Genomic DNA, 19,344 nt, shown 5'->3' with positions numbered 1-19,344 from the left:
GCGCGGTATCCTGACGGCCTGATGACGCTCCCGCTCCGCACCGCCACCCGTTACGTCACCCCGCTGCGGGAAGGCGGTTCGATGCCTGCTGTGGTCGAGGCCGACGACGAGGGCCTGTATGTCCTCAAGTTCCGCGGCGCCGGCCAGGGACCGAAGGCGCTGGTCGCCGAACTGATCTGCGGCGGACTCGCCAGGGCCTTGGACCTGCCGATGCCCGACCTGGCGCTGATGGAGCTGGATGCCGACCTCGCCCGCACCGAGGGCGACCCCGAGATCCAGGACCTGATCAAGGCCAGCGCCGGTCTCAACCTGGCGATGGACTACCTGCCGGGCGCGGTCAATTTCGACCCGGTCGCCGAACAGCCCGATGCCGATCTCGCCTCGCGCATCGTCTGGTTCGACGCCTTCATCAGCAATGTCGATCGCACGGCGCGCAATACCAACCTGCTGATGTGGCACCGCCGCCTGCACCTGATCGATCACGGCGCGGCGCTGTACTTCCATCACGGCTGGGATGGCGACACCTCCGGTGCGGGCAAGCCGTTCCCGCTGATCCGCGACCACGTATTGCTGCGCTGGGCATCAGGGATTGCCGACGTCGATGCGGAACTGGCGTCGCGCCTGTCCGACGATGTGATCGCCGGCATCGTCGACGAGGTGCCCGATGCGTGGCTGGAGGGGCCCGATGCCTTCGGCGATCCGCGGACACAGCGCGCCGCGTACGTGAGCTACCTGACGCAGCGTGTAGCGCAGCGCAGCGCGTTCGTGCAGGAGACGATCCGTGCGCGCGCATGACACCTACGACTACGCAGTGATCCGCGTGGTCCCGCGCGTGGAGCGCGAGGAATTCGTCAATGTCGGCATCATCCTGTCGTGCGAACGGGCCGGCTTCCTGGAAGCGCGCATCGAACTGGACGAGGCGCGCCTGCTCGCGCTCGATCCCACACTGGACCTCGACTCGCTGCGCCGCCACCTGGACACCATCCCGGCGATCTGCCGCGGCGGCGACGCCGCCGCGCCGATCGGCCTGCTGCCGCCGCGTGCGCGCTTCCACTGGCTGACGGCCAAGCGCAGTTCCATCATCCAGACCTCGCCGGTGCACATGGGCCGCTGCGGCGACCTGCCCGCCACGCTGGAACACCTGATGGACCGCATGGTGCGGCCACCGAAGCCCACCACGCCGCGATGAGCGTGTACGTGGACGATCCGGTGACGCTGTGGCGCGGTCAGCGCTGGGCGCACCTGATGGCCGACACGCTCGACGAACTGCATGGGATGGCCGCGCGACTCGGGATGCCGCGCCGCGCATTCCAGGACAAGCGCAGCGGCGCGCACTACGACGTGACCGAAGCCTTGCGCGATGAGGCGTTGCGGCTGGGCGCCGTCGCCATTTCACGCCATCGCGACCGCGAACAGGTTCGCGCGATCATCCGCGTCGCGCGTTCGCAGTGGAGCGGTGCAACGACAGCGCCGTGATGGCGTAGAGCCGAGCTTGCTCGGCTCCGTGGCCTTTGAAGATCCGGTGATCGGATCGGAAGGCAGCGGAGCAAGCTCCGCTCTACGGCACCGATCAGAGGCGCTGGGCCTTGCCGCTGCGGATCGCTTCGTCCAGCAAGCGGTCGACATCGCGCTGCAGCTGGTCGGTCGCGGCCACCTGCTTGCGCGCCAACGCTTCCTGCTGACGCGCGAGCGGTTCCTGCTGGCGGGCGAGCACTTCCTGCTGCCGGGCCAGGGCTTCCTGTTCGTCCTGCAGCGCGTTCATGCGGCGTTCCCTGGCTGCGTCCCGGGCGTCGTCGCGCCGCAGCGAGGCGCTGGCCCGTTCGACGCCGATGGCGGCCATCTTCATGCCCAGCTCGCCCTGCTTCACGCCCAGCGCGCCCTGGCGTTCGCCGAGCGCGCCCTGCCGTTCGCCGAGCTTGCCCTGCTCCGCACCCAGCGCTTCCACCGGCGCGTGCGCCGCCTTCACCTGCCTGACGGTGGCGGGGTCGCGCACGATGTATTCCCTGCCGTCCTGGCGCAGCCAGAGCACCGGCGTCTTGCCCTGCTGCAACGCCCTGGCGATACGGATGTCGTCGCTGTGCCCCGCCATCGTCACCCGATCGTCGTCGATCAGCACATAGGCGTCGCCATTGTGCGCGCCGCCGATGCTCCACGTGCCGCGCATCGGGGACGGTGCGGCAGGGGGCGCGGGTGCAGGCGGCGGGACGATGGTGGGCGCGGGAGGCGGTGCCGGCGGTGCAGGGGGCGCGGGCATGTCGCGCGCATCAGCGACCACGATCGGGCGGGGTGCGGCGCGTGGCGACGGTGCGACGACAGGCTCGGCGTGCGGCGCGACGGTGGATGCCGCGACCGGCGCAGCCACGATCGGGGCCATCGGCGCCGGCGCCGCCTTCGGTGTGCTGCTGGCGATCACGCGGTACGGCACCACGCCCAGCAGCACGATGCCGAGGGTCAGGGCCAGCGCGCCGGTGCGCAGGGGCGAAGCGGTGTGCTGCAGCATGAGCAGTCTCCTCTTGAGGATGCGGAACGTGGGAGAGGCGCCCGCCAGTGCAGGCGATGGCGCGGTGGAAACGCCCAGCTTCACCAGCAGGCGTCCGTAGTCGTGGGCGGCGTGCTGCTCGTCCTGCAGTACCGCAGCGTCGCAGGCGACCTCGCGGGCGAAGGCGTACTCGCGCGCCGCCAGGTGCGCGACCGGATGGAAGAAGAACAGGTGCTGCGCGAGCGCCGGCATCCAGGCCCACCACAGGTCCCGGCGCTGCAGGTGCGCGAGTTCGTGGTGCAGCGCCATCTGCAGGTCGTCGTCGCTCATCGCGCCGACACGGTCGGCAGGCAGCAGCAGGACCGGCCGCCATGGCCGCGCCAGCATCGGCGAGTCGATCTCGTCGCTGACGCGCAGGGCGGGAGCGGCCGCAATGCCGAGCCGGCGTACCAGGGTGCCGTACACAGCCAGGACGCGGCGGTCGCGACAAGGCTGCGCGCGTGCGATCTGCCCGCGCAGCCGCCACGCATGGCGCAGCGTGTTCGCCAGCATCACCGCGATGCCGGCGAGCCAGGCCGCGAGCAGCAGCACCCGCGTGTCGATTCCCTCGGCCTGCGCCGTCGCCGCCGGCACCACCGACATCGCCGGCGTGGACGAAGCCGACGCGTCCGCGGCCACTGCCAGCACGACCGGCGCGGCGACCGGTTCGGCCGGCAGCAGCGGCAATGCCACCGGCGCATGCCAGACCAGGCCGACCACCATCTGCGTGGCCACCAGCCACCACAGCCAGGCGCGGGTGCGCGCATCCAGGCGCGGCAGGTAACGGCACAGCGCCCACACAAGGGCGGCGAGAATCAGCGACTGCAGGCCGACCGCGAGCAGTCGGGCGATCGCGGCATCGGCGAGTGCGATGAGGTCCATCTCAGCCCTCCTTCCGCTTCGACTGAAGGGTGGCGACCAGCGCCTCCAGTTCGGCCAGTTCGTCGTCGCTGACCTCGGTGCGCTGCGACATCCACGCCACGAACGGCGACAGCGAGCCCTGCAGCGTCTTTTCGACGAAGCTGCCCACCGCGCTGCGCATCACGTCGTCCGACTGCGCGACCGGCGCGTAGCGGTACACGCCGTCCACCTGGCGGCGGCGCAGGTAGGCCTTGGTGCGCAGCCGCTCCATCATCGTCAGCACGGTGGAACGGGCCAGGCCGCGGGGTTCTCCGAACGCGGCGGCGACCTCGCCGACGCTGGCTTCGCCGTGGGCGGACAGATGCTGCAGCAGCGCCAGTTCCTGGTCGCCGATGGACTTGCGGGCCTTGCCGGACATGGCGTCACCTGATGACTACAGTTGTCGTCAAAATGCCCGTGGCGACAGCTGTAGTCAACCCTGCCGAAGGTCATTCCCGATCCGGCACCGACGAACGGTCGCGGCTCAAGAAACCGGGAGGCGGGCCGATCCTTGGGTGACCCCACCCTGCGGCCGCGTCGCCATGCTCATCATCGTCGGCTTCATCATCGTCACCCTGAGCGTGATCGGCGGCTATCTCGGATCGCACGGCAAGCTCGGCGCGCTGTGGCAGCCGTTCGAGCTGGTCATCATCGGCGGCGCCGCGCTGGGCGCGTTCATGGCCAGCAATCCGACCAAGGTGGTGAAGAGCACGATCGCCGCCACGCTGTCCGTGTTCAAGGGCGCCAAGTACAAGTCGTCCGACTACCTGGACGTGCTGACGCTGATCCACGAGATGCTCAACAAGGCGCGCCGCGACGGCTTCATGTCGCTGGAAGAGCACATCGAGAATCCGACCAACAGCCCGCTGTTCCAGAAGTACCCCAAGATCCTGGCCGACCACCACCTGCTCGACTTCCTCACCGAGTGCCTGCGCCTGATGGTGGGCAGCAACATCGAGCCGCACGAACTGGAACCGCTGCTCGAACTCGAACTGGAGAAGCACCACCACGAAGCGATGGCGCCCGCGCACGCGTTGCAGAAAGTCTCCGACGGCCTGCCCGGCTTCGGCATCGTCGCCGCGGTGCTCGGCATCATCGTGACGATGGGCTCGATCGGCGGCGACATCGCCGCGGTCGGCGCGCACGTCGCCGCCGCGCTGGTCGGCACGTTCCTCGGCATCCTGCTGGCCTATGGCTTCGTCTCGCCGCTGGCCGCCGCCATCGAGGCCCAGGTGGAACAGGACAGCCGCATGTACGAGTCGGTGAAGACCGCCCTGCTCGCCTGCCTGCGCGGCTACAACCCGGCCGTGGCGCTGGAGTTCGCCCGCAAGACGCTGCCCTCCGATGTGCGCCCGCCGTTCGCCGAGTTCGAAGCGCACCTCAAGGCCAACAAGTAAGCCACGGCGATGAGCGAGCAGCGCCCCACCATCATCGTCCGCCGGGTCAAGAAGGTCGCCGGCGGCGGCCATCACGGCGGCTCGTGGAAGGTCGCCTACGCCGACTTCGTCACCGCGATGATGGCGTTCTTCCTGGTGATGTGGCTGATGGGCGCCACCACCAACAAGGAACGCGCGGCGATCTCGGAATACTTCCGCAATCCCAGTCCGCTCAGCGGCAAGAGCTTCTCGCCCGCGCCCGGCCCGGCCGGCCCGGGTGGCGCCAGCACGTCGATGATCAAGCTCGGCGGCACCATGGACATGCCCAAGGGCGAAAGCGACAACCCCTTCGCCAAGCCGCCCGGCGACGCGCAGCAGGCGTCGGAGGAGCAGCAGAAGGCGCAGGAGAAGCAGCGTCTGGAATCGCTGATGCAGGCACTGGAGGAAGCGATCGGCAAGAGCCAGGCACTGGAGCCGTTCAAGGACCAGCTGCTGCTCGACCTGACGCCAGAAGGCCTGCGCATCCAGATCGTCGACCAGCAGAACCGGCCGATGTTCGACCTGGGCGGCACGGTGCTGAAGCCGTACACGCAGGCGATCCTGGCCGAGCTGGCCGGTTTCGTGAACCAGGTGCCCAACCACATCAGCATCACCGGCCACACCGACACCACCCAGTACGCATCCAACCGCGGCTACACCAACTGGGAACTCAGCGCCGAGCGCGCCAATGCCGCGCGCCGCGCGCTGGTGGCCGGCGGCATGCACGAGGACAAGGTGTCGCGCGTGGTCGGCCTGTCCTCGTCCGTGCTGTTCGACAAGCAGAATCCGCAGAATCCGATCAACCGCCGCATCAGCATCGTGGTGATGACGAAGGCGGCCGAGGAGGCGCTGCAGGGAGAAGGCAAGCTGCTGGCGCCGGGTGCGCCGCTGCCGGATGCCGACATCGCGATGCCGGATGCGCCGGTGGACACGGCCGCCCTTGCGCAGGCGCCCGCGCCGCCCGAACCGCAGGCCAGTGCCTCTCCCTGACCCCACGTCGCAGCACGCGAATCACCCCGGGCGCGACGCGCCCTTCAGCTCGATCGTGTTGCCGTCGGGGTCGTTGAAGTACAGCGACAGGCCATCGCCTTCCGCACCGAAGTTGATCTCGGCAGGACCGGCAGGCGAGACGCCGAAGCGGGCCAGATGCGCGACCAGCGCCGCTTCGTCGAACGGCTCGATGCGCAGGCAGAGATGGTCGAGGTTGCGCCCTTCGCGCCCGGCCGCCGCGCCACCGCGCTCGCCGAGCGTCCCGTCGATGCAGACCAGGTCGATCATCGAGGTGCCTGCGCGCAGATGGACCAGTCCGAGATGCTCGCGGCGTCTTTCCACCGGACAGCCGAGCACGTCGCCATAGAAGCGGACGCTACAATCCAGGTCGCGCACGCGCAGCACGACATGGTCGATACGCTGGACATCGAAGAACGGTTTCATTGCATACTCCCGGGACGTTCCTGCCTTCGACGATCGGCGGAACCCGGTTTCGACATCGCCGCGGCTCACTCCACCTCGATATCGAAGTGCATCACGTCCTCGCGCGTGCCCAGGCGCGTGTACAGCGCCACCGCAGGGTCGTCGCCGTAATCCGCCTGCACGAACACGACCCACGCCCCGCGCGTCGCCGCGACCCGACGGAGCTCGGCGATCAGCGCCGTAGCGATGCCGCGACGCCGGTGCGTTTCCGCTACCGCCAGGTCGTACAGGTACACCTCGCTGCGCGCCTGCTCGAACTTCGGCAGCACGTACGCCGCCAGGCCGCCGACCACGGTGTCGCCGTCGAACGCCGCCACCGCGATGAACGTATCGCGGGCCAGCAGGCCGGCGAGGTAGGCATCGTCCGGCGGCGACTGCGTGTAGGTCGCCATGTCGTCGAACGCGCGCCCGAACATGCGCAGCAGGCCGCGCATGGCCGCCAGGTCGAACGTGCCCAGCGTGCGCAGCACGCTGCCGGCATCAGCGGCCATCTTCGCTGGCCTCCCTGTCCGCCGCCGGCGGACGGCGCAGGGAGTGCAGCAGATCCTCGGACACCGAGCGCACATGCAGGTCCTGCTGCGGGAACGGGATCTCGATGCCGGACCCGACCAGCGCGGCATGCAGCCGCTGCATCAGGTCGCTGCGGATCGTCGACCATTCGTCGAAACGCTGGGTCCAGGCGCGGATGGCGAAATCCAGCGAGCTGGCCCCGAAGCCGGTGAACAGCACGGCAGGCGCCGGATCGTCGGCGATGCCGGGCGTGCTGCGCGTGGTTTCCTGCAAGAGTTGCATCACTCGGGTGACGTCGGATCCGTAGGCCACGCCCAGATCCACGTCGACGCGGCGGTTCTGGTCCACCAGCGTCCAGTTGGTCACCTTGTCCGACAGCAGCAGGCCGTTGGGGACCACCACGTCGGCGCCCTCGAACGTGCGTACCGTGGTCGCACGCATGCCGATGGCGCGTATCCGTCCGGCGGTGCCGCTGATGTCGACGGCGTCGCCGGGCTTGACCGGGCGCTCGAACATCAGGATCAGGCCGGAGACGAAATTCTTCACCACATCCTGCAGGCCCAGGCCGATGCCCACGCCGAGCGCACCGAACATGAAGGCCAGCTGCCCGATCTTGAAGCCCGCCGCCGACAACGCCGCCAGCAGGCCCAGCAACAGCAGCACGTAATAGCTGAGCGAGGCGACGCTGTTGTCCACGCCGCGCGGCAGCGACAGGCGCGGCAACACTTCCTCGCGCAGCAGTGCGCGCAAGGTGCGCGCGATCCAGACCGCCACCACCACGCCGATGCAGAACACCAGCACGTGGCCCAGGCTGATGGACAGCTCGCCGTACTCGAACCGGTGCGTGACGATCGCCTTGCCGGTGTCGTAGACCGGACGGAAAAGGCGGAAGCGGATCATCGTGTAGACGACCCAGCCCACCACGGCCGCCACCCTCGCCCACGTCGACAGCGTGTCCAGCAGGTTGCCGCCGTGGCGGCGCATCAGCCACAGGCGCCTGACCTCCCTGCGCGCACCCAGCCGGCGCAGCAGGGTGTCCAGCACGGTGACGGCGGCATACAGCACCAGGGCGAAGTAGCCGCTCTCGATGATGCCGGTCGTCAGCATTTCCGCCAGCGACACGTTGCCCAGCACGTTGGCCGCGATGGACGCCAACAGCATCGCCACGGCGACCCAGGCCAGCCCGTGCACCAGCCGTCCGGCCCGGCCCGCCACACCGGCGAAGCGCTCGCCGCGCGAACGCCACAGCAGCCAGCCCGTCGCCGCCAGCGCTAGCATGGCGAGCGTCAGGTAGTAGAGGCGATAGAGGTAGGCGCTGGCCATCAGCAGCACGGCCAGGCGCTGCAGCAGGTAGAACGCGGTGGCCAGATACGGCCATGGACCGAGCAGACGGCGTCCCTGCTGCGGCATCAGGCGCAGCACCGGCACAAGCGCGACCAGCATCGCCAGCTGGTGCACGAACAACGGCGCGTTGGGTTCGAACACCAGCACGCCGATCATCGACAGCAGCACCCAGGTGGAGAACGGGCGCCGGATGACGCGCAGCTCGGCATCGGTCGCCGAAGGCGAGGTGGGGTCCAGCCCGCGACGCCGATGGCGCCATGCCACCCACAGCAGGCAGGGCAGCAGCAGCAACTGCAGTCCGTACAGCAGGCGCTGGTTGCCCAAGTCGGCAGCGGCGTACTGCGCCACGAAGCGGTTTTCCGACTCCACTTCGCGGCCCAGGCTGGCGGCCACGTCCTGGCGCAGCGCGCCGGCGTCGTCGACGCTCCACAGCGGCGGCGCATCCCTCCGGAACAGGCGCCGGTCGGTGTAGGCGATGGCATCGCCTACCGCCTGCTGGCCGGCCTGGATGCGCGCGGCCAGCAGGTTGGCGCGGCGCCCCAGGCCGATCTGTTCGGCCAGCGGCGACGACAGCGCCTGCTCGGCCTGCTGCAGTCGCGCGGCGACGCCGTCCACGCGCGACCGCAGGGCGGCGGGCGTACTGTCGGGCGACATGCCCTGCCGCGTCAGCTCCCAGTCGGCGCGCCGCAGCGCCAGCTCGGCGGCATCCTGCGCATAGGGCGCGACCAGGCCCTGCATGTCGGCACGCCAGCGCGCGTACTGGCGCGCGTCGAACTTCCAGTGCCGCTCCATGCTTTCAAGCCGCAGTACCGGCAACGTGCGCAGCTCGCCGTAGGCGAACAGGCCGTTCTTGTCCGCCACCGACTTCTCGATGGCGTCCAGCCGTGGCACCAGCCTGCCCAGCGGATCGGCACGCGCGGCGCGCAGCGACACTTCCTCGGCATAGCGCTCGTCGGCATCGGCGCGTCCGGGGATGTCGGCCAGTGCGATGGCCTCCGGCGCCTTCGGCTTGGAGGGCGACAGCAGCGTGGCGACATCCTGCGCATGGGCGCGGGCACCGACCAGCAGCATCAGGCAGGCAAGACAGGCCAGCAGCACACGCATGACGGGCGGACTCGCGAGCGGGGGACCGGGCGAGTCTAGCGCGCCCCGTCGCAGGAGCGCGATCAGAAGGCGTCGCTGCCCGGCCGGATCTCCACGCCCATCACGGCGGCCAGTTGCTGCATGCCTTCGTCATCGCGGCGCAGCGCCATCCAGCCGGCATATGCGTCGCCGTCGGTGTTCCAGTTCCACAGGGTATAGCCGTGCTCGCGCAGGCGGTCGTAGGCGATGGCCATCAACGCGGGTACGTCGGTGCCGTCGAGGAACTCCTCGTCGCTGGTGTCGCCGCCCCAGTCGATCTCGATGGCGTAGCGCGCGGCCAGCTGGTTGATGCAGTCGATGAAGGATTCGGTGTCCTTCCAGTCCACGTAGAAACCGGAGGTCCAGTCGATGGCGTCCTTCAGCGTCCACAGCACCTGGTCCGGCTCGATGCCTTCGTCGCCGCCGGCGTCGCGGTACGCGGCGAACTGCCGCAGCGCGGTCTCTTCGTCGCCGGGATTGATCAGCACCAGCAGGTTCCAGACCAGTGCCTCGGTGTCGTCCAGGTCCATGTCGTCTTCATCGTCGAAGGCGTGGCGGAAGTTGTCGTCGGGATCGAATTCGTGGTCGGGCAGCGTCATGGGGTGTGGTCGCGTGGCGGGGCGGGAGGGGCGGTTGCCGATGTCAAGGTTCGCTGAATATTAAGGCCACGTGATGCATCCGCGGGTGGGGCGCGGGCGTAGATGTCTCCGCAAGCGCAACAACGACATCCCTACCCACCCAGGAGACATCCATGAACCGCACCGTCCTTTCCGTCGCCCTGCTCGCCGTCGTCACGGCCGCAGCCTGCTCGCCCAAGACCGCCGAAGCCGATGCCGGCGCCGCACCGGCGCCCGTCGCCGAAGCCAGCGATCCCGCCCCGGCCGACGCCGCCATGCCGGCCGCCGAACAGAGCGATGTGGTGGATATCGCGATCGGTTCGCCCGACCACAGCACGCTGGTCGCTGCCGTGCAGGCGGCCGGCCTGGTGGACACGCTGAAGGGCGCCGGTCCGTTCACCGTGTTCGCACCGACCAACGCGGCGTTCGACGCGCTGCCGGCCGGCACCGTGGACACGCTGCTGAAGCCGGAAAGCAAGGCGGACCTGACGTCCGTCCTCACCTACCACGTGGTGCCGGGCAACGTCGACGCCGCCACGCTCACCCAGCAGATCCAGGCCAGCGGCGGCACCGCCACGCTGAAGACCGTGCAGGGCGGCGAGCTGAAGGCGCAGGTCGTCGATGGCGGCGTGACCGTGACCGACGCCAAGGGCAACGTGGCCAAGGTCACAACGGCCGACCTGAAGGGCAGCAACGGCGTGATCCACGTGGTCGACAAGGTGCTGATGCCGTAATTCCTCGACGGCAGCACACGCCGGGGCGGTCGTGGTGGGCCGTCCCGGCGTTCTTTTTTGTCTCCATCGCACGCAAGGTCTATCGTGGCGGCGCCGGCCCGCGAGCCGGCCTGCCGGGGAGGCCGCGCCATGTTCAATCCGCGTCCCGTGGTCCAGTCGCTGCCGATCGGCCACGGCCGTGCGTGCATCGTCATCGACGACGCGCTGCTGGCACCGGAGCGGCTACCGGCCTTCGCCGACGCCTATCGCGAGGACTTCCAGCCGGCGCCTCCCAGTGTCTTTCCCGGCGTGCAGCTGCGCATGCCGGAGGAGTTCACCGAGCTGCTGCACGACGTGATCCGCGATCACGCACGCCACGCGCTGGGCACGCGACGTGTCCTGCGCAGCGCAAGCCGCCTGTCGTTGCCGACGTCGCCCGCTGCGCAGCTTGCGCCGACGCACTGGCTCCCGCGCCGCCTGCGCGCGCCGGCGCCCGGCCAGTGCATGGCGGTGGCGGAGCTGTTCCTGTTCCGCGATCCGACGCTGGGCGGCACGCATTTTTTCCTGCCGCGCGTCTCGCCGCAGCAGGTCGAGCAGGTGGAACACGATGCCGGGACGCTGTCGTCCGAAGCCTTCGCCCTGCGTTACGCGCTCGCTGCCGGGTATCCGCAGGCCTCCAGCGCCAGCTTCACCCATGTGCTGACCGTGCCGCCGCGATGGAACCGCCTGCTGATCCACGAGGGCGATGCCTTCCATGCACCCGCCATCACCGAGGCGACACCGCTGAGCGCCGATCCGCGACGCGGCCGGCTGACCCTGCAGGCCACCCTCGCCTGCAGCCGCAACCGCGTGGCCTGGTGAACGGCGGGCTTCGGGTATCCTTGCGTTCCTGATCCCAGCACGACGTCTTCCCATGTCCGACACGCCTCCCGACCGCCTGGCCTCCGATCCGCGCAGCCCGTTCCATGACGCCGAGGTGATGGACCGCGGCGTGGGCATCCGCTTCAACGGCGTGGAGCGTGACAACGTGGAGGAGTACTGCATCAGCGAGGGCTGGGTGCGCGTGCCGGTGGGCAAGTCGAAGGACCGTCGCGGCAATCCGATGACGATGAAGATCAAGGGCACCGTCGAAGCCTGGTACCGCTCGCCCGCCGGCGAGTGAGCGCGATCAAGCCCCGACACGGGGACTGGACATCATCGCGTGGCACAATCCCGGCCTGCACCGCACGCCGGGAGGGCGCATGAAGTTCCTGTTGATGATCTACACGGATGACGCGTTGCTGGAAGCGCTGCCCGAGGGCGCGTTCGACCGGATGATGCACGGCTGCATCACCCATGCCGACGAACTGAAGGCGCAGGGCACGCTGATCGAATCGCAGCAGCTGGAACACGGCAGCACCGCACGCACCGTGCGCGTGCGCGACGGCAAGACCCGCGTGGTCGATGGCCCGTTCGCCGAGACCAAGGAAATCCTGGGCGGTTACAACCTGATCGAGGCCGACAGCCTGGACGAGGCAGTGAAGATCGCACAGGGATTCCCCTGGGTCGGCACCGGCAGCATCGAAGTGCGGCCGGTGCGTGACTTCGACGAAGTACGCCGGCGCGTCGGCGCCTGAGCTACTTCGCCTTCGCGCCGCCGAGGTGACGCGACAGGAAATCCAGCAGGCGGGTGTAGTACGTGCGCCGGTTGGCTTCGCTGTAGAAACCGTGGCCCTCGGTGCGCACGTATAGCGTCTCCACCGGCACGCCGGCCGCCTTCAACGCCTTCTCCATGCGCTCGCTGTGCGCCTGCGGGGCGATCTCGTCCTTGCCGCCCGCGGCCAGGAACACGGGCGCACGGATACGTTGCGCCAGCGCGGTGGGCGACACGTCCGCCAGGCTGGCGCGGTCGTCGCTGATCCAGTCCTCCATCCAGTTGCGGCTGGACCGGCTCTCGCGCGAATCCTGCTTGTGCATCAGCGCCAGGTCGTACACGCCCACGTAGCCGGCGGCGCAGCGGTACAGCTCCGGCTCCCTGGCCACGCCCATCAGCGACGCATAGGCACCGTAGCTGGCGCCATACAGGCAGATGCGCGCGGGATCGGCGATCTTCTGTTCGATCGCCCAGCGCGTGGCGTCGGTGAGATCGTCCTGCATGGTCCGGCCCCACTGCCGTGCCCCGGCCTGCTTGAAGGCGCGGCCGTAGTTGCCCGATCCCCGGTAATTCACGCGAAGCACGGCATAGCCCGCGCGTGCCAGCATCTCCGCCTCGTCATCGACCTCCCAGCGGTCGAACACGCCGAACGGCCCGCCGTGCGGCATCACCACCAGCGGCAGCGGCGCATCGCGTCCATCGCGTGGCCGCGTGAGGTAGCCATGCAGCGTCAGCCCATCGCGGGCGCGCAGGGTGACCGGCTCGCTCGGCGCCAGCACCTTCGGATCCAGCCAGCTGCGCCGGCTGAAGATGAGGTCGGCGGTATTGGTGGTGGTGTCGAACAGGAAGAAATCGCCCGGACTGGTGTCGCTCCAGGCCTGCACCACTTTCAGCCGACCGTCGCGCGTGCCCGAGGTGATGGCGATGGAGGAACCGGGGAAGGACCGCTCCAGCTTGCGGTACAGGCGTGCGGTGGGCGACGTGTCGTCGAAGAATGCGGTGCGCAGCTTGTCGTGCATGAAGAAGCTGCCCACCGGCGTCTGTCCGTCATCGGCGTAGATGATGTCGTACGGATCGACCACCGGATCGCGCAGCACCCGAGTGCGCGTGCCGGTCACGGTATCCAGCGCGACGATGGCGTCCGGCCCGTCCGCCTGCTCCGCCTGCAGGTAGGCGATCCGTCCATCGGCCGACAGGCCCAGCGGCCACTCCACGAAGCCGGTCTTCGCCTCGTCGTTGACCAGCGTCCAGGACGACCGGTCGTCGGCGCGGTGGTAGAGCTTGCGGACGTTGTCGTCGCCCGCGCCGATCGCGAGGCGCACGCGGCGGGCGGCGTCGACCGTGAAGCTGGCGCGGCGCACCGGCGCCGTGGCCACCGTGTCCATGCTGCCGTTGAACACATCCAGCCGCTCCACCCGCGTGCTGGGCGTCGACGTGTCCAGTGCGTACATGCCCACCAGCACCTTGCGCGGGTCGTCGGGCAGCGTGTCGATCAGGTAGGCCGCGCGCGGCTGCACCTGCGTGGCGTCCAGCCCGTAGCGCGCGAAGATCTGCCGCCGATGGGTACCGTCGGCATTGGTGGCGTACAGCTCTCCGGTCGGATAGGGCTGGTCGCGCGAGCCGAATTTCTTCGCCACCGACACCACCACGCGGTCGTCGCTGACCCACCAGACATTGCTGACGACGCTGTCGCTGCCGGCGGTGATCTTCGAGGTCACCTGCTGGTCGGCGCGCCGCACCACCGCCAGGATGGTCTGGTCCTCCAGCGGCACCGTCATCGCGTAGTACTCGCCGGTGGGCGAGATCTTCAGCGTCTGCAGCACGTCCTTCTTGAGGAGCGGCTCCAGGTCCACCTGCGCATGCGCCAGCGGCGCCAGCAGGCATCCCAGCAGGATGCCCGCACTCCGTATTTGCCACCCCATGGATGCCTCCCTGGCATCGCGTATCCCCGCCCGGATTAGAACGCAGCGGCATGGCGATGGACAAGCGCACGCGATCACGACCTGCATCGCGGATCTCCCGATGCATCAGCGCGCCGGCCCCGGTGGCCGGCGTCCGGTGGCGCGCGGCAGGAGGGACCGCGATCGGACGGGAGCTAACGCTCGCAGGTGACCGCAAAACACGGCGCGAGGCACGGCGGCCACTCACTCCGCCGGCATCCCGCCCTCATCCATGTACACCACTTCCCACAGATGCCCATCGAGGTCCTGGAAGCTGCGCTGGTACATGAAACCGTAGTCCTTGGCCTCCATCGGCTCGCTGCCGCCGGCGGCCAGCGCCTTGTCCACCATGTAGTCGACGGCGCTGCGGCGGTCGGCCGACAGACAGAGGATCACCTCGGTGTGCGTGCGCGCATCGCAGAGGGTCTTGCGCGTGAATCCCTGGAAGAACGGCTCCACCAGCAGCATCACGTGGATGCTGTCGCTGATGACGATGCAGGCCGCATCGTCGTTGGTGAACTTCAGGTTGGCGCGGTAGCCCAGCGCATCGAAGAAGGCGCGCGAGGCCGGCAGGTCGCGCACGGGCAGGTTGACGAAGATCTGCGTACTCATGGCGTGACCCTCAACGCTCGCTGGAGGCAGGGATCTGTGCGGCCAGACGCGCTTCCTGCTCGCGCAATTCCGGGGTGAGCGCATCGCCGAAGTCGTCGGCCTCGAAGACCGGGCGCAGTTCGACTTCTTCCCCTCCGTCGAACGGCGCGCGTTTGATCCATTCGATGGCCTCGTCGAGATTGCGCACCTGCCACAGCCAGAACCCGGCCACCAGTTCCTTCGTCTCGCCGAAGGGTCCGTCGATGACGGTGCGCTGCCTGCCTTCGAAACGCACGCGTGCGCCGCGCGATGTGGGATGCAGGCCTTCGCCGGCCAGCAGGATGCCGGCCTTCACCAGCGCTTCGTTGAACTCGCCCATCGCCGTCAGCTGTTCGGTGCTGGGCATCCGCCCCGCCTCCGTATCGGTATTGGCTTTCACGATGACCATGACGCGCATTGCAGTCTCCTGTCATGCGGACGGGCGTTCCGGCCGCTTTCGGGAAGACGACGAACGGACAGGTCGCGGATCGACAGGATCGGCGCAGGGAAATGGCGGGCCGTGGCCCGCCCTACTGCAAGCGCAGTTTCAGGTCGCGGCGCGCCTGGGCTTCGTTGCCGGCGTAGTCGCGCGCCGTGATCCGCAGCGTGTAGTCGCCGGGCGGCATCGCGCCGACCTGCCAGCTGCCTTCGGCCCACAGGCCATCGCGGACCGTGTTGGTCACGCTGTACTTGAAGCGCGTCACCGCGCTGCCATGCACGGTGATGCCGCTGCCGGGCGCGTAGGCGACCTGCACGGCCTCGTCGGCGGGCAAGCGCTGGAAATCGAGGGTCATCCGCGGCGTCTCGAAGCCGGCGACCGGCGTGCCGTCGTCGTGCAACAGCTGGTAGCCCAGCGCATGCAGCCCGAGCCGGCGCCGCGGCAGGTTGCGGTCCACCTGGTCCCAGGCATCCACCACGATGCGCACGCCCTGCAGGTCGCGCGGTACCAGCACGCGGCCGTCCTGCCGCTGGTCGATGGGCTGGTCCAGCGTGTCGTACAGGGCGACCTCGTCGATGCGCGGAGGATACGCATCGGTGAAGCCGGTGAAACCGAGCGCGATGGCGTTGCGTTCGTAGCCTGCCGGTCCGATCGACAGGTGTACGTGCGCCATGCGGTTGACCGTCCCCAGTGCATCGCCGGCGGCGAAGCGCGTCCCGCGGCGCACGCGGATGCGGCCGGGATCGCCGCTGAGATCATGCAGCAGCTGGAAGCGCACGGGATCCAGCAGCTCGCCGCGCGGCGTGCGGCCGACGCGCATGTGGATGTAGTCCAGCGCACCCAGTCCCAGGCCTTCGCTGAGGCCGTCGAAGTTCCAGGCGGCGGACGGACTGCTGACCTTGCCGTCGGCGATGGCGAGCACGGTGGCGCCGACATCGCCGCGGATGTCCAGACCGCCATGCAGATGGTGCCGACTCTCGCCGCGGTAGTCGCCGCGCACTTCGCCGAGCGTGCCGACGACTTCGTGCCAGCCGTCCTGCGGTGCCAGCGGCCACCGGCCTGCGGTCTGCGGCAACGGATCGTCCGCCGACGGACCGATGATCGCCGGTGCCGGCAGGGCGCCGGCGGCCAGCGGCGCGATGCGATGCACGCGATGGCTGCCCGCGTCGGTGGCGTGCAGCTGCCCGGCCGCATCGACCGCCAGGCCCGCCGTCCGCGACAGGCGCTGTCCCGGCACGTGGCCGGCCAGCGCATGCCAGCGACCATCGCGCATCACCTGCATCACGCGACCGCTGAACAGCTCGCCGACATAGAGATGGCCGTCGTGCGTCAGCGCCAGCGACAGCGGACGCCGCGGTCCGGCCTGCGTCGGCAGGTCGGGCTGCATCGGCAGCGTGCTGACCCCGCCCCGCCGGCCGATGCGGCGGATCGCATCGTTGCGCAGGTCGGCGATCCAGACCACGCCGGTGGCATCGACGGCGATGCCGGTCGGCGTGTCGAAGCGGGCCTCGGTACCGGAACCGTCGACGAAGCCCGGCGTATCGCCGCCGGCCAGCGTGGTGACGCTGCCATCGCGGTCGATCAGGCGGATGCGGTCGTTGTAGGTGTCGGCCACGTAGAGGCGCCCGCCGCCGTCCACCGCCACGCCGATCGGGCCGTTGAACTGCGCCTGCAACGCAGGACCGTCACGGAACCCCGGCGCGCCGGTGCCGGCCACCGTGGTCACCACGCCGTCCGGGGTGATCCTGCGGATCGCGTGGTTGCCGGTGTCGGCGACGTAGAGATTGCCCGCGGCGTCGCGGGCCAGCGCCGACGGCGTGTGGAACGCCGCTGCCGCGCCCGTACCCTCGATGAACCCTTCGCGGCCGCCGGCCAGGGTCGACACCACGCCATCGCGGGTGATGCGGCGGATACGGTTGCTGTCGCCGGCGTCGGCGACATAGCGCGTACCGTCTTCCATCACGACGATGCCCCAGGGATCGTCGAAGCGGGCCTGCGGGCCGGCACCGTCCCGCGTGCCGCGCACGCCGTCGCCGGCGACCAGGGACAGCTGCCCGCTCCAGCCGAACGCCGTGGCGGGCGGACCGGCCTCGGGCACGGGAACGGGAAAGCGCGGCGTGACCAGGAAGGTGGCGGCCAGGGCGATGGTGGTCAGCACCACGACCACCCACAGCCAGGCGGTACGACTCATTGCGTCAGGCAGGCGGCGTGGAACGGAGCCGCATCATGGAGACTCCCGACGCGCTTGGGAAGCGCGCCGGCGGGTCAGAACCCGCTCGCGGTCACCCGGCAGGGCACGGTGAACGTCACCGCGCCGCCCACGGGCAGCGTGGGAACGGCGACACCGCCGCCGACGAGGGTCGGCAATGCCGCCGCGCCCGGACAGGTGGCGCCGCCACTGGCGGCACAGGTGATCGGGCTGCCGGACACGGGGCAGGTCAGGCCCGCGCCCGGCGTGTCGCTGACCACGGCGCCGTCGGCGGCGGCAGGACCCGCATTCGAGACGACCACGGTGAAGTTCCGCACCTGTCCGCTGGGCGCAGCGCCCGCGGTGGTCGACTTCACCATCGACACGTCGGCCACGCGCGCCCGGTTGGTGACCGTGCACACGATGGCCTGCCCGGCATGGGCGGCGGTCAGCGTCAGCGTGTTGCCGCTGAGGCTGCCGCCGCTGCACGACCATGCGTCGGCGGTGTAGCTCCGTGCATTGCCGGCACCCAGCGTCTCCGACAGCGTGATGACGTTGCCCGGCACGACCTGCACGGCGGTGCCGGTATCGGTTTCCGACGCACTGTTGGCGGTGGACGACAGCGAGGCGTTGTTGGCACCGCCCGTGCCCGAGAGCGTCGCGGTGTCGTTGATCGCCGCATCCACCCACCGCTTGGCCAGCGCCAGCGTCGCGGTCGCGCTGTTGGTCAGGGTGCAGGTGATGGTCTGGTTGGCGCGGTACGCGCCGGCGGCGATGGTCAGCTGGCGCGTGCCCGTGCTGATCGTCGCGGGCACGCTGGCATTGCTCTGGTCGGTACAGGTGCCGGCCGTCAGCACATAGCCCGCCGGCACCGTGGTCTCGGTCAGCGTGATCGCGGCGGCGTGATTGGTGATCGGGTACGTGGCGGACGACACCGGCGTGTTCTGCGCCGTGGTGGTCAGGTTGAAGCTCTGCGACAGCGCGTTGCCGGCGGTGATGCCGAACGTGCCGGTGCCGCCCGCGGACTGCTTGCGCACGATGACGTTGGAGCCCGGGAAGCTCCAGCGCAGCTCCAGTTCGTCGCCGCCCGTGGGGCCGGACTGGGCCACGCTGAAGGTCAGGCTGGTGATGCCGGTGCCGTTGAACCGCACCGAGCCGCAGGCGGTGCCGCGCGCGACCGAACCCGTGGTGCCGGTCCGGCACTCGCCATCCGCATCGCCGGAGAAGGTGGCGCCGGTCTGACGGAAGAAGGTGCTGCCGCTCAGTACGAACTGCGGGTTGCCGCTCAGCTCGGTCAGCGTGACCGCGCCGCCGGTCGCGCTGGTCGCGCCCAACGTCCAGCGCGAACTGTTCGGATCGCTGCCGATGGCGCCACCCAGGCGGTCGATGTGCAGCACCGGGTTGTCGACCGGCTTGCTGAAGGTCACGGTGTAGTTGCGCGTACCGCTGTCGTGCAGCATCACCAGCGACGCACCACCGGGAACGGTGCCGCCGTAGGGCTCGGTCCACCAGCCACCGGTGGTCGACGTATTGAAGGCGCCGTTGGCGTAGTTCTGGTCGGAGTTGCCCGTCCAGGTGACCGTGATGCCGTTGACCGTGGTGGTGGCCGACGTGGACCCGCTGGTGGTCCACGTGCCGGTGATCAGTGCCCATGCCGACCCTGCCGCCAGCACGCCGACAAGCAGCAGGCCGGCCTGCGCGGCACGGCGTTGCCGGCCACGGAAGACACTGGCGGGCTGGGAAACCGGGGAAAACGACAGACGTGTGGAACGTGCGCCCTGCGCACGCAAGGCCTCGATAGCGCGGTACGACATCGACGAACGGATCCCCTGACGCTTCTGTGGAAGAGGCGCTCCCCAGGTCCATCCCGACAACGGACCAATACCGCTTGCCCCCTGTTGG

General features: G+C 69.5%; 19 protein-coding genes and 1 pseudogene. 9 read left to right on the top strand and 11 right to left on the bottom strand.

The window, feature by feature from the left end; translation table 11 throughout:
• The first annotated feature begins 21 nt into the window (after positions 1-21).
• The 3 genes from VGN58_RS01100 to VGN58_RS01090 are packed head-to-tail and all read left to right on the top strand — an operon-like array spanning position 22 to position 1,476.
• Positions 22-795: a HipA family kinase gene (locus VGN58_RS01100; RefSeq protein ID WP_327480787.1), complete on the top strand. Its 774-nt coding sequence runs from the start codon at positions 22-24 to the stop codon at positions 793-795.
• Positions 782-1,189: a DUF3037 domain-containing protein gene (locus VGN58_RS01095; protein WP_327480785.1), complete on the top strand. Its 408-nt coding sequence runs from the start codon at positions 782-784 to the stop codon at positions 1,187-1,189. Before VGN58_RS01100 ends, VGN58_RS01095 begins: the two co-directional genes overlap by 14 nt.
• Positions 1,186-1,476, top strand: coding sequence for a DUF4031 domain-containing protein (locus VGN58_RS01090; RefSeq protein WP_327480783.1), 291 nt, complete (start codon positions 1,186-1,188; stop codon positions 1,474-1,476). Before VGN58_RS01095 ends, VGN58_RS01090 begins: the two co-directional genes overlap by 4 nt.
• A gap of 94 nt (positions 1,477-1,570) precedes the next feature.
• On the opposite strand, the gene VGN58_RS01085 is transcribed toward VGN58_RS01090, so the two are convergent.
• Entirely contained in the window at positions 1,571-3,400 is a 1,830-nt protein-coding gene (locus tag VGN58_RS01085; RefSeq protein WP_327480780.1) for a M56 family metallopeptidase, read from the bottom strand.
• 1 nt (position 3,401) lies between these two features.
• On the bottom strand, positions 3,402-3,797 hold the full coding sequence (locus VGN58_RS01080; RefSeq protein WP_327480778.1) for a BlaI/MecI/CopY family transcriptional regulator: 396 nt from the start codon (positions 3,795-3,797) through the stop codon (positions 3,402-3,404).
• A 163-nt stretch (positions 3,798-3,960) separates the two neighbouring features.
• Here VGN58_RS01080 and motA point away from each other — a divergent pair, with 163 nt between their 5' ends.
• Positions 3,961-4,815, top strand: a complete 855-nt coding sequence (gene motA / locus VGN58_RS01075; RefSeq protein WP_327482004.1) for a flagellar motor stator protein MotA — start codon at positions 3,961-3,963, stop codon at positions 4,813-4,815.
• A 9-nt stretch (positions 4,816-4,824) separates the two neighbouring features.
• Positions 4,825-5,817, top strand: a pseudogene (gene motB, locus VGN58_RS01070) (flagellar motor protein MotB); the annotation flags it as partial.
• 27 nt (positions 5,818-5,844) lie between these two features.
• Here the strand turns inward: motB and VGN58_RS01065 are convergent.
• The 4 genes from VGN58_RS01065 to VGN58_RS01050 form a co-directional block, all read right to left on the bottom strand.
• The gene (locus tag VGN58_RS01065; protein WP_327480776.1) at positions 5,845-6,267 is read right to left on the bottom strand and encodes a VOC family protein; all 423 of its coding nucleotides are present in this window, start codon (positions 6,265-6,267) and stop codon (positions 5,845-5,847) included.
• Between the two features lie 65 nt (positions 6,268-6,332).
• Positions 6,333-6,797, bottom strand: coding sequence for an AAC(3)-I family aminoglycoside N-acetyltransferase (locus VGN58_RS01060; protein WP_327480774.1), 465 nt, complete (start codon positions 6,795-6,797; stop codon positions 6,333-6,335).
• A complete protein-coding gene (locus VGN58_RS01055) occupies positions 6,787-9,264 on the bottom strand; it encodes a mechanosensitive ion channel family protein (RefSeq protein ID WP_327480772.1) in 2,478 nt (825 codons plus the stop codon). Before VGN58_RS01055 ends, VGN58_RS01060 begins: the two co-directional genes overlap by 11 nt.
• Before the next feature lie 62 nt (positions 9,265-9,326).
• Complete coding sequence (locus VGN58_RS01050; protein ID WP_414710739.1) at positions 9,327-9,875, bottom strand: DUF6630 family protein; 549 nt, start codon at positions 9,873-9,875, stop codon at positions 9,327-9,329.
• Between the two features lie 158 nt (positions 9,876-10,033).
• Between VGN58_RS01050 and VGN58_RS01045 the strand changes: the two genes are divergently transcribed.
• The 4 genes from VGN58_RS01045 to VGN58_RS01030 all read left to right on the top strand — a co-directional run bounded on the left by VGN58_RS01045 (position 10,034) and on the right by VGN58_RS01030 (position 12,228).
• Positions 10,034-10,633, top strand: a complete 600-nt coding sequence (locus tag VGN58_RS01045; RefSeq protein ID WP_414710724.1) for a fasciclin domain-containing protein — start codon at positions 10,034-10,036, stop codon at positions 10,631-10,633.
• Positions 10,634-10,762: 129 nt separating this feature from the next.
• Positions 10,763-11,473: a DUF6445 family protein gene (locus VGN58_RS01040; protein ID WP_327480768.1), complete on the top strand. Its 711-nt coding sequence runs from the start codon at positions 10,763-10,765 to the stop codon at positions 11,471-11,473.
• 52 nt (positions 11,474-11,525) lie between these two features.
• Positions 11,526-11,774, top strand: a complete 249-nt coding sequence (locus tag VGN58_RS01035; protein WP_327480766.1) for a DUF3297 family protein — start codon at positions 11,526-11,528, stop codon at positions 11,772-11,774.
• Positions 11,775-11,853: 79 nt separating this feature from the next.
• Positions 11,854-12,228 carry a YciI family protein gene (locus tag VGN58_RS01030; protein WP_327480764.1) on the top strand — a complete coding sequence of 125 codons (375 nt, stop codon included), beginning with the start codon at positions 11,854-11,856 and terminating at the stop codon, positions 12,226-12,228.
• Between the two features lies 1 nt (position 12,229).
• Here the strand turns inward: VGN58_RS01030 and VGN58_RS01025 are convergent, their stop codons facing one another.
• The 5 genes from VGN58_RS01025 to VGN58_RS01005 form a co-directional block, all read right to left on the bottom strand.
• Positions 12,230-14,167, bottom strand: coding sequence for a S9 family peptidase (locus tag VGN58_RS01025; RefSeq protein ID WP_327480762.1), 1,938 nt, complete (start codon positions 14,165-14,167; stop codon positions 12,230-12,232).
• A 222-nt stretch (positions 14,168-14,389) separates the two neighbouring features.
• On the bottom strand, positions 14,390-14,797 hold the full coding sequence (locus tag VGN58_RS01020; RefSeq protein ID WP_327480760.1) for a glyoxalase/bleomycin resistance/extradiol dioxygenase family protein: 408 nt from the start codon (positions 14,795-14,797) through the stop codon (positions 14,390-14,392).
• Positions 14,798-14,807: 10 nt separating this feature from the next.
• Positions 14,808-15,233: a YciI family protein gene (locus VGN58_RS01015; RefSeq protein ID WP_327480758.1), complete on the bottom strand. Its 426-nt coding sequence runs from the start codon at positions 15,231-15,233 to the stop codon at positions 14,808-14,810.
• A 112-nt stretch (positions 15,234-15,345) separates the two neighbouring features.
• Positions 15,346-17,445: a gluconolaconase gene (locus VGN58_RS01010; protein ID WP_327480756.1), complete on the bottom strand. Its 2,100-nt coding sequence runs from the start codon at positions 17,443-17,445 to the stop codon at positions 15,346-15,348.
• 74 nt (positions 17,446-17,519) lie between these two features.
• The gene (locus VGN58_RS01005) at positions 17,520-19,256 is read right to left on the bottom strand and encodes a prealbumin-like fold domain-containing protein (protein WP_327480754.1); all 1,737 of its coding nucleotides are present in this window, start codon (positions 19,254-19,256) and stop codon (positions 17,520-17,522) included.
• Between the last annotated feature and the right edge of the window lie 88 nt (positions 19,257-19,344).

The sequence above is a fragment of the Pseudoxanthomonas sp. genome (genome assembly GCF_035999195.1).
GTDB lineage: Bacteria > Pseudomonadota > Gammaproteobacteria > Xanthomonadales > Xanthomonadaceae > Pseudoxanthomonas_A.
This window is presented reverse-complemented; position numbering and strand designations above follow the sequence as displayed.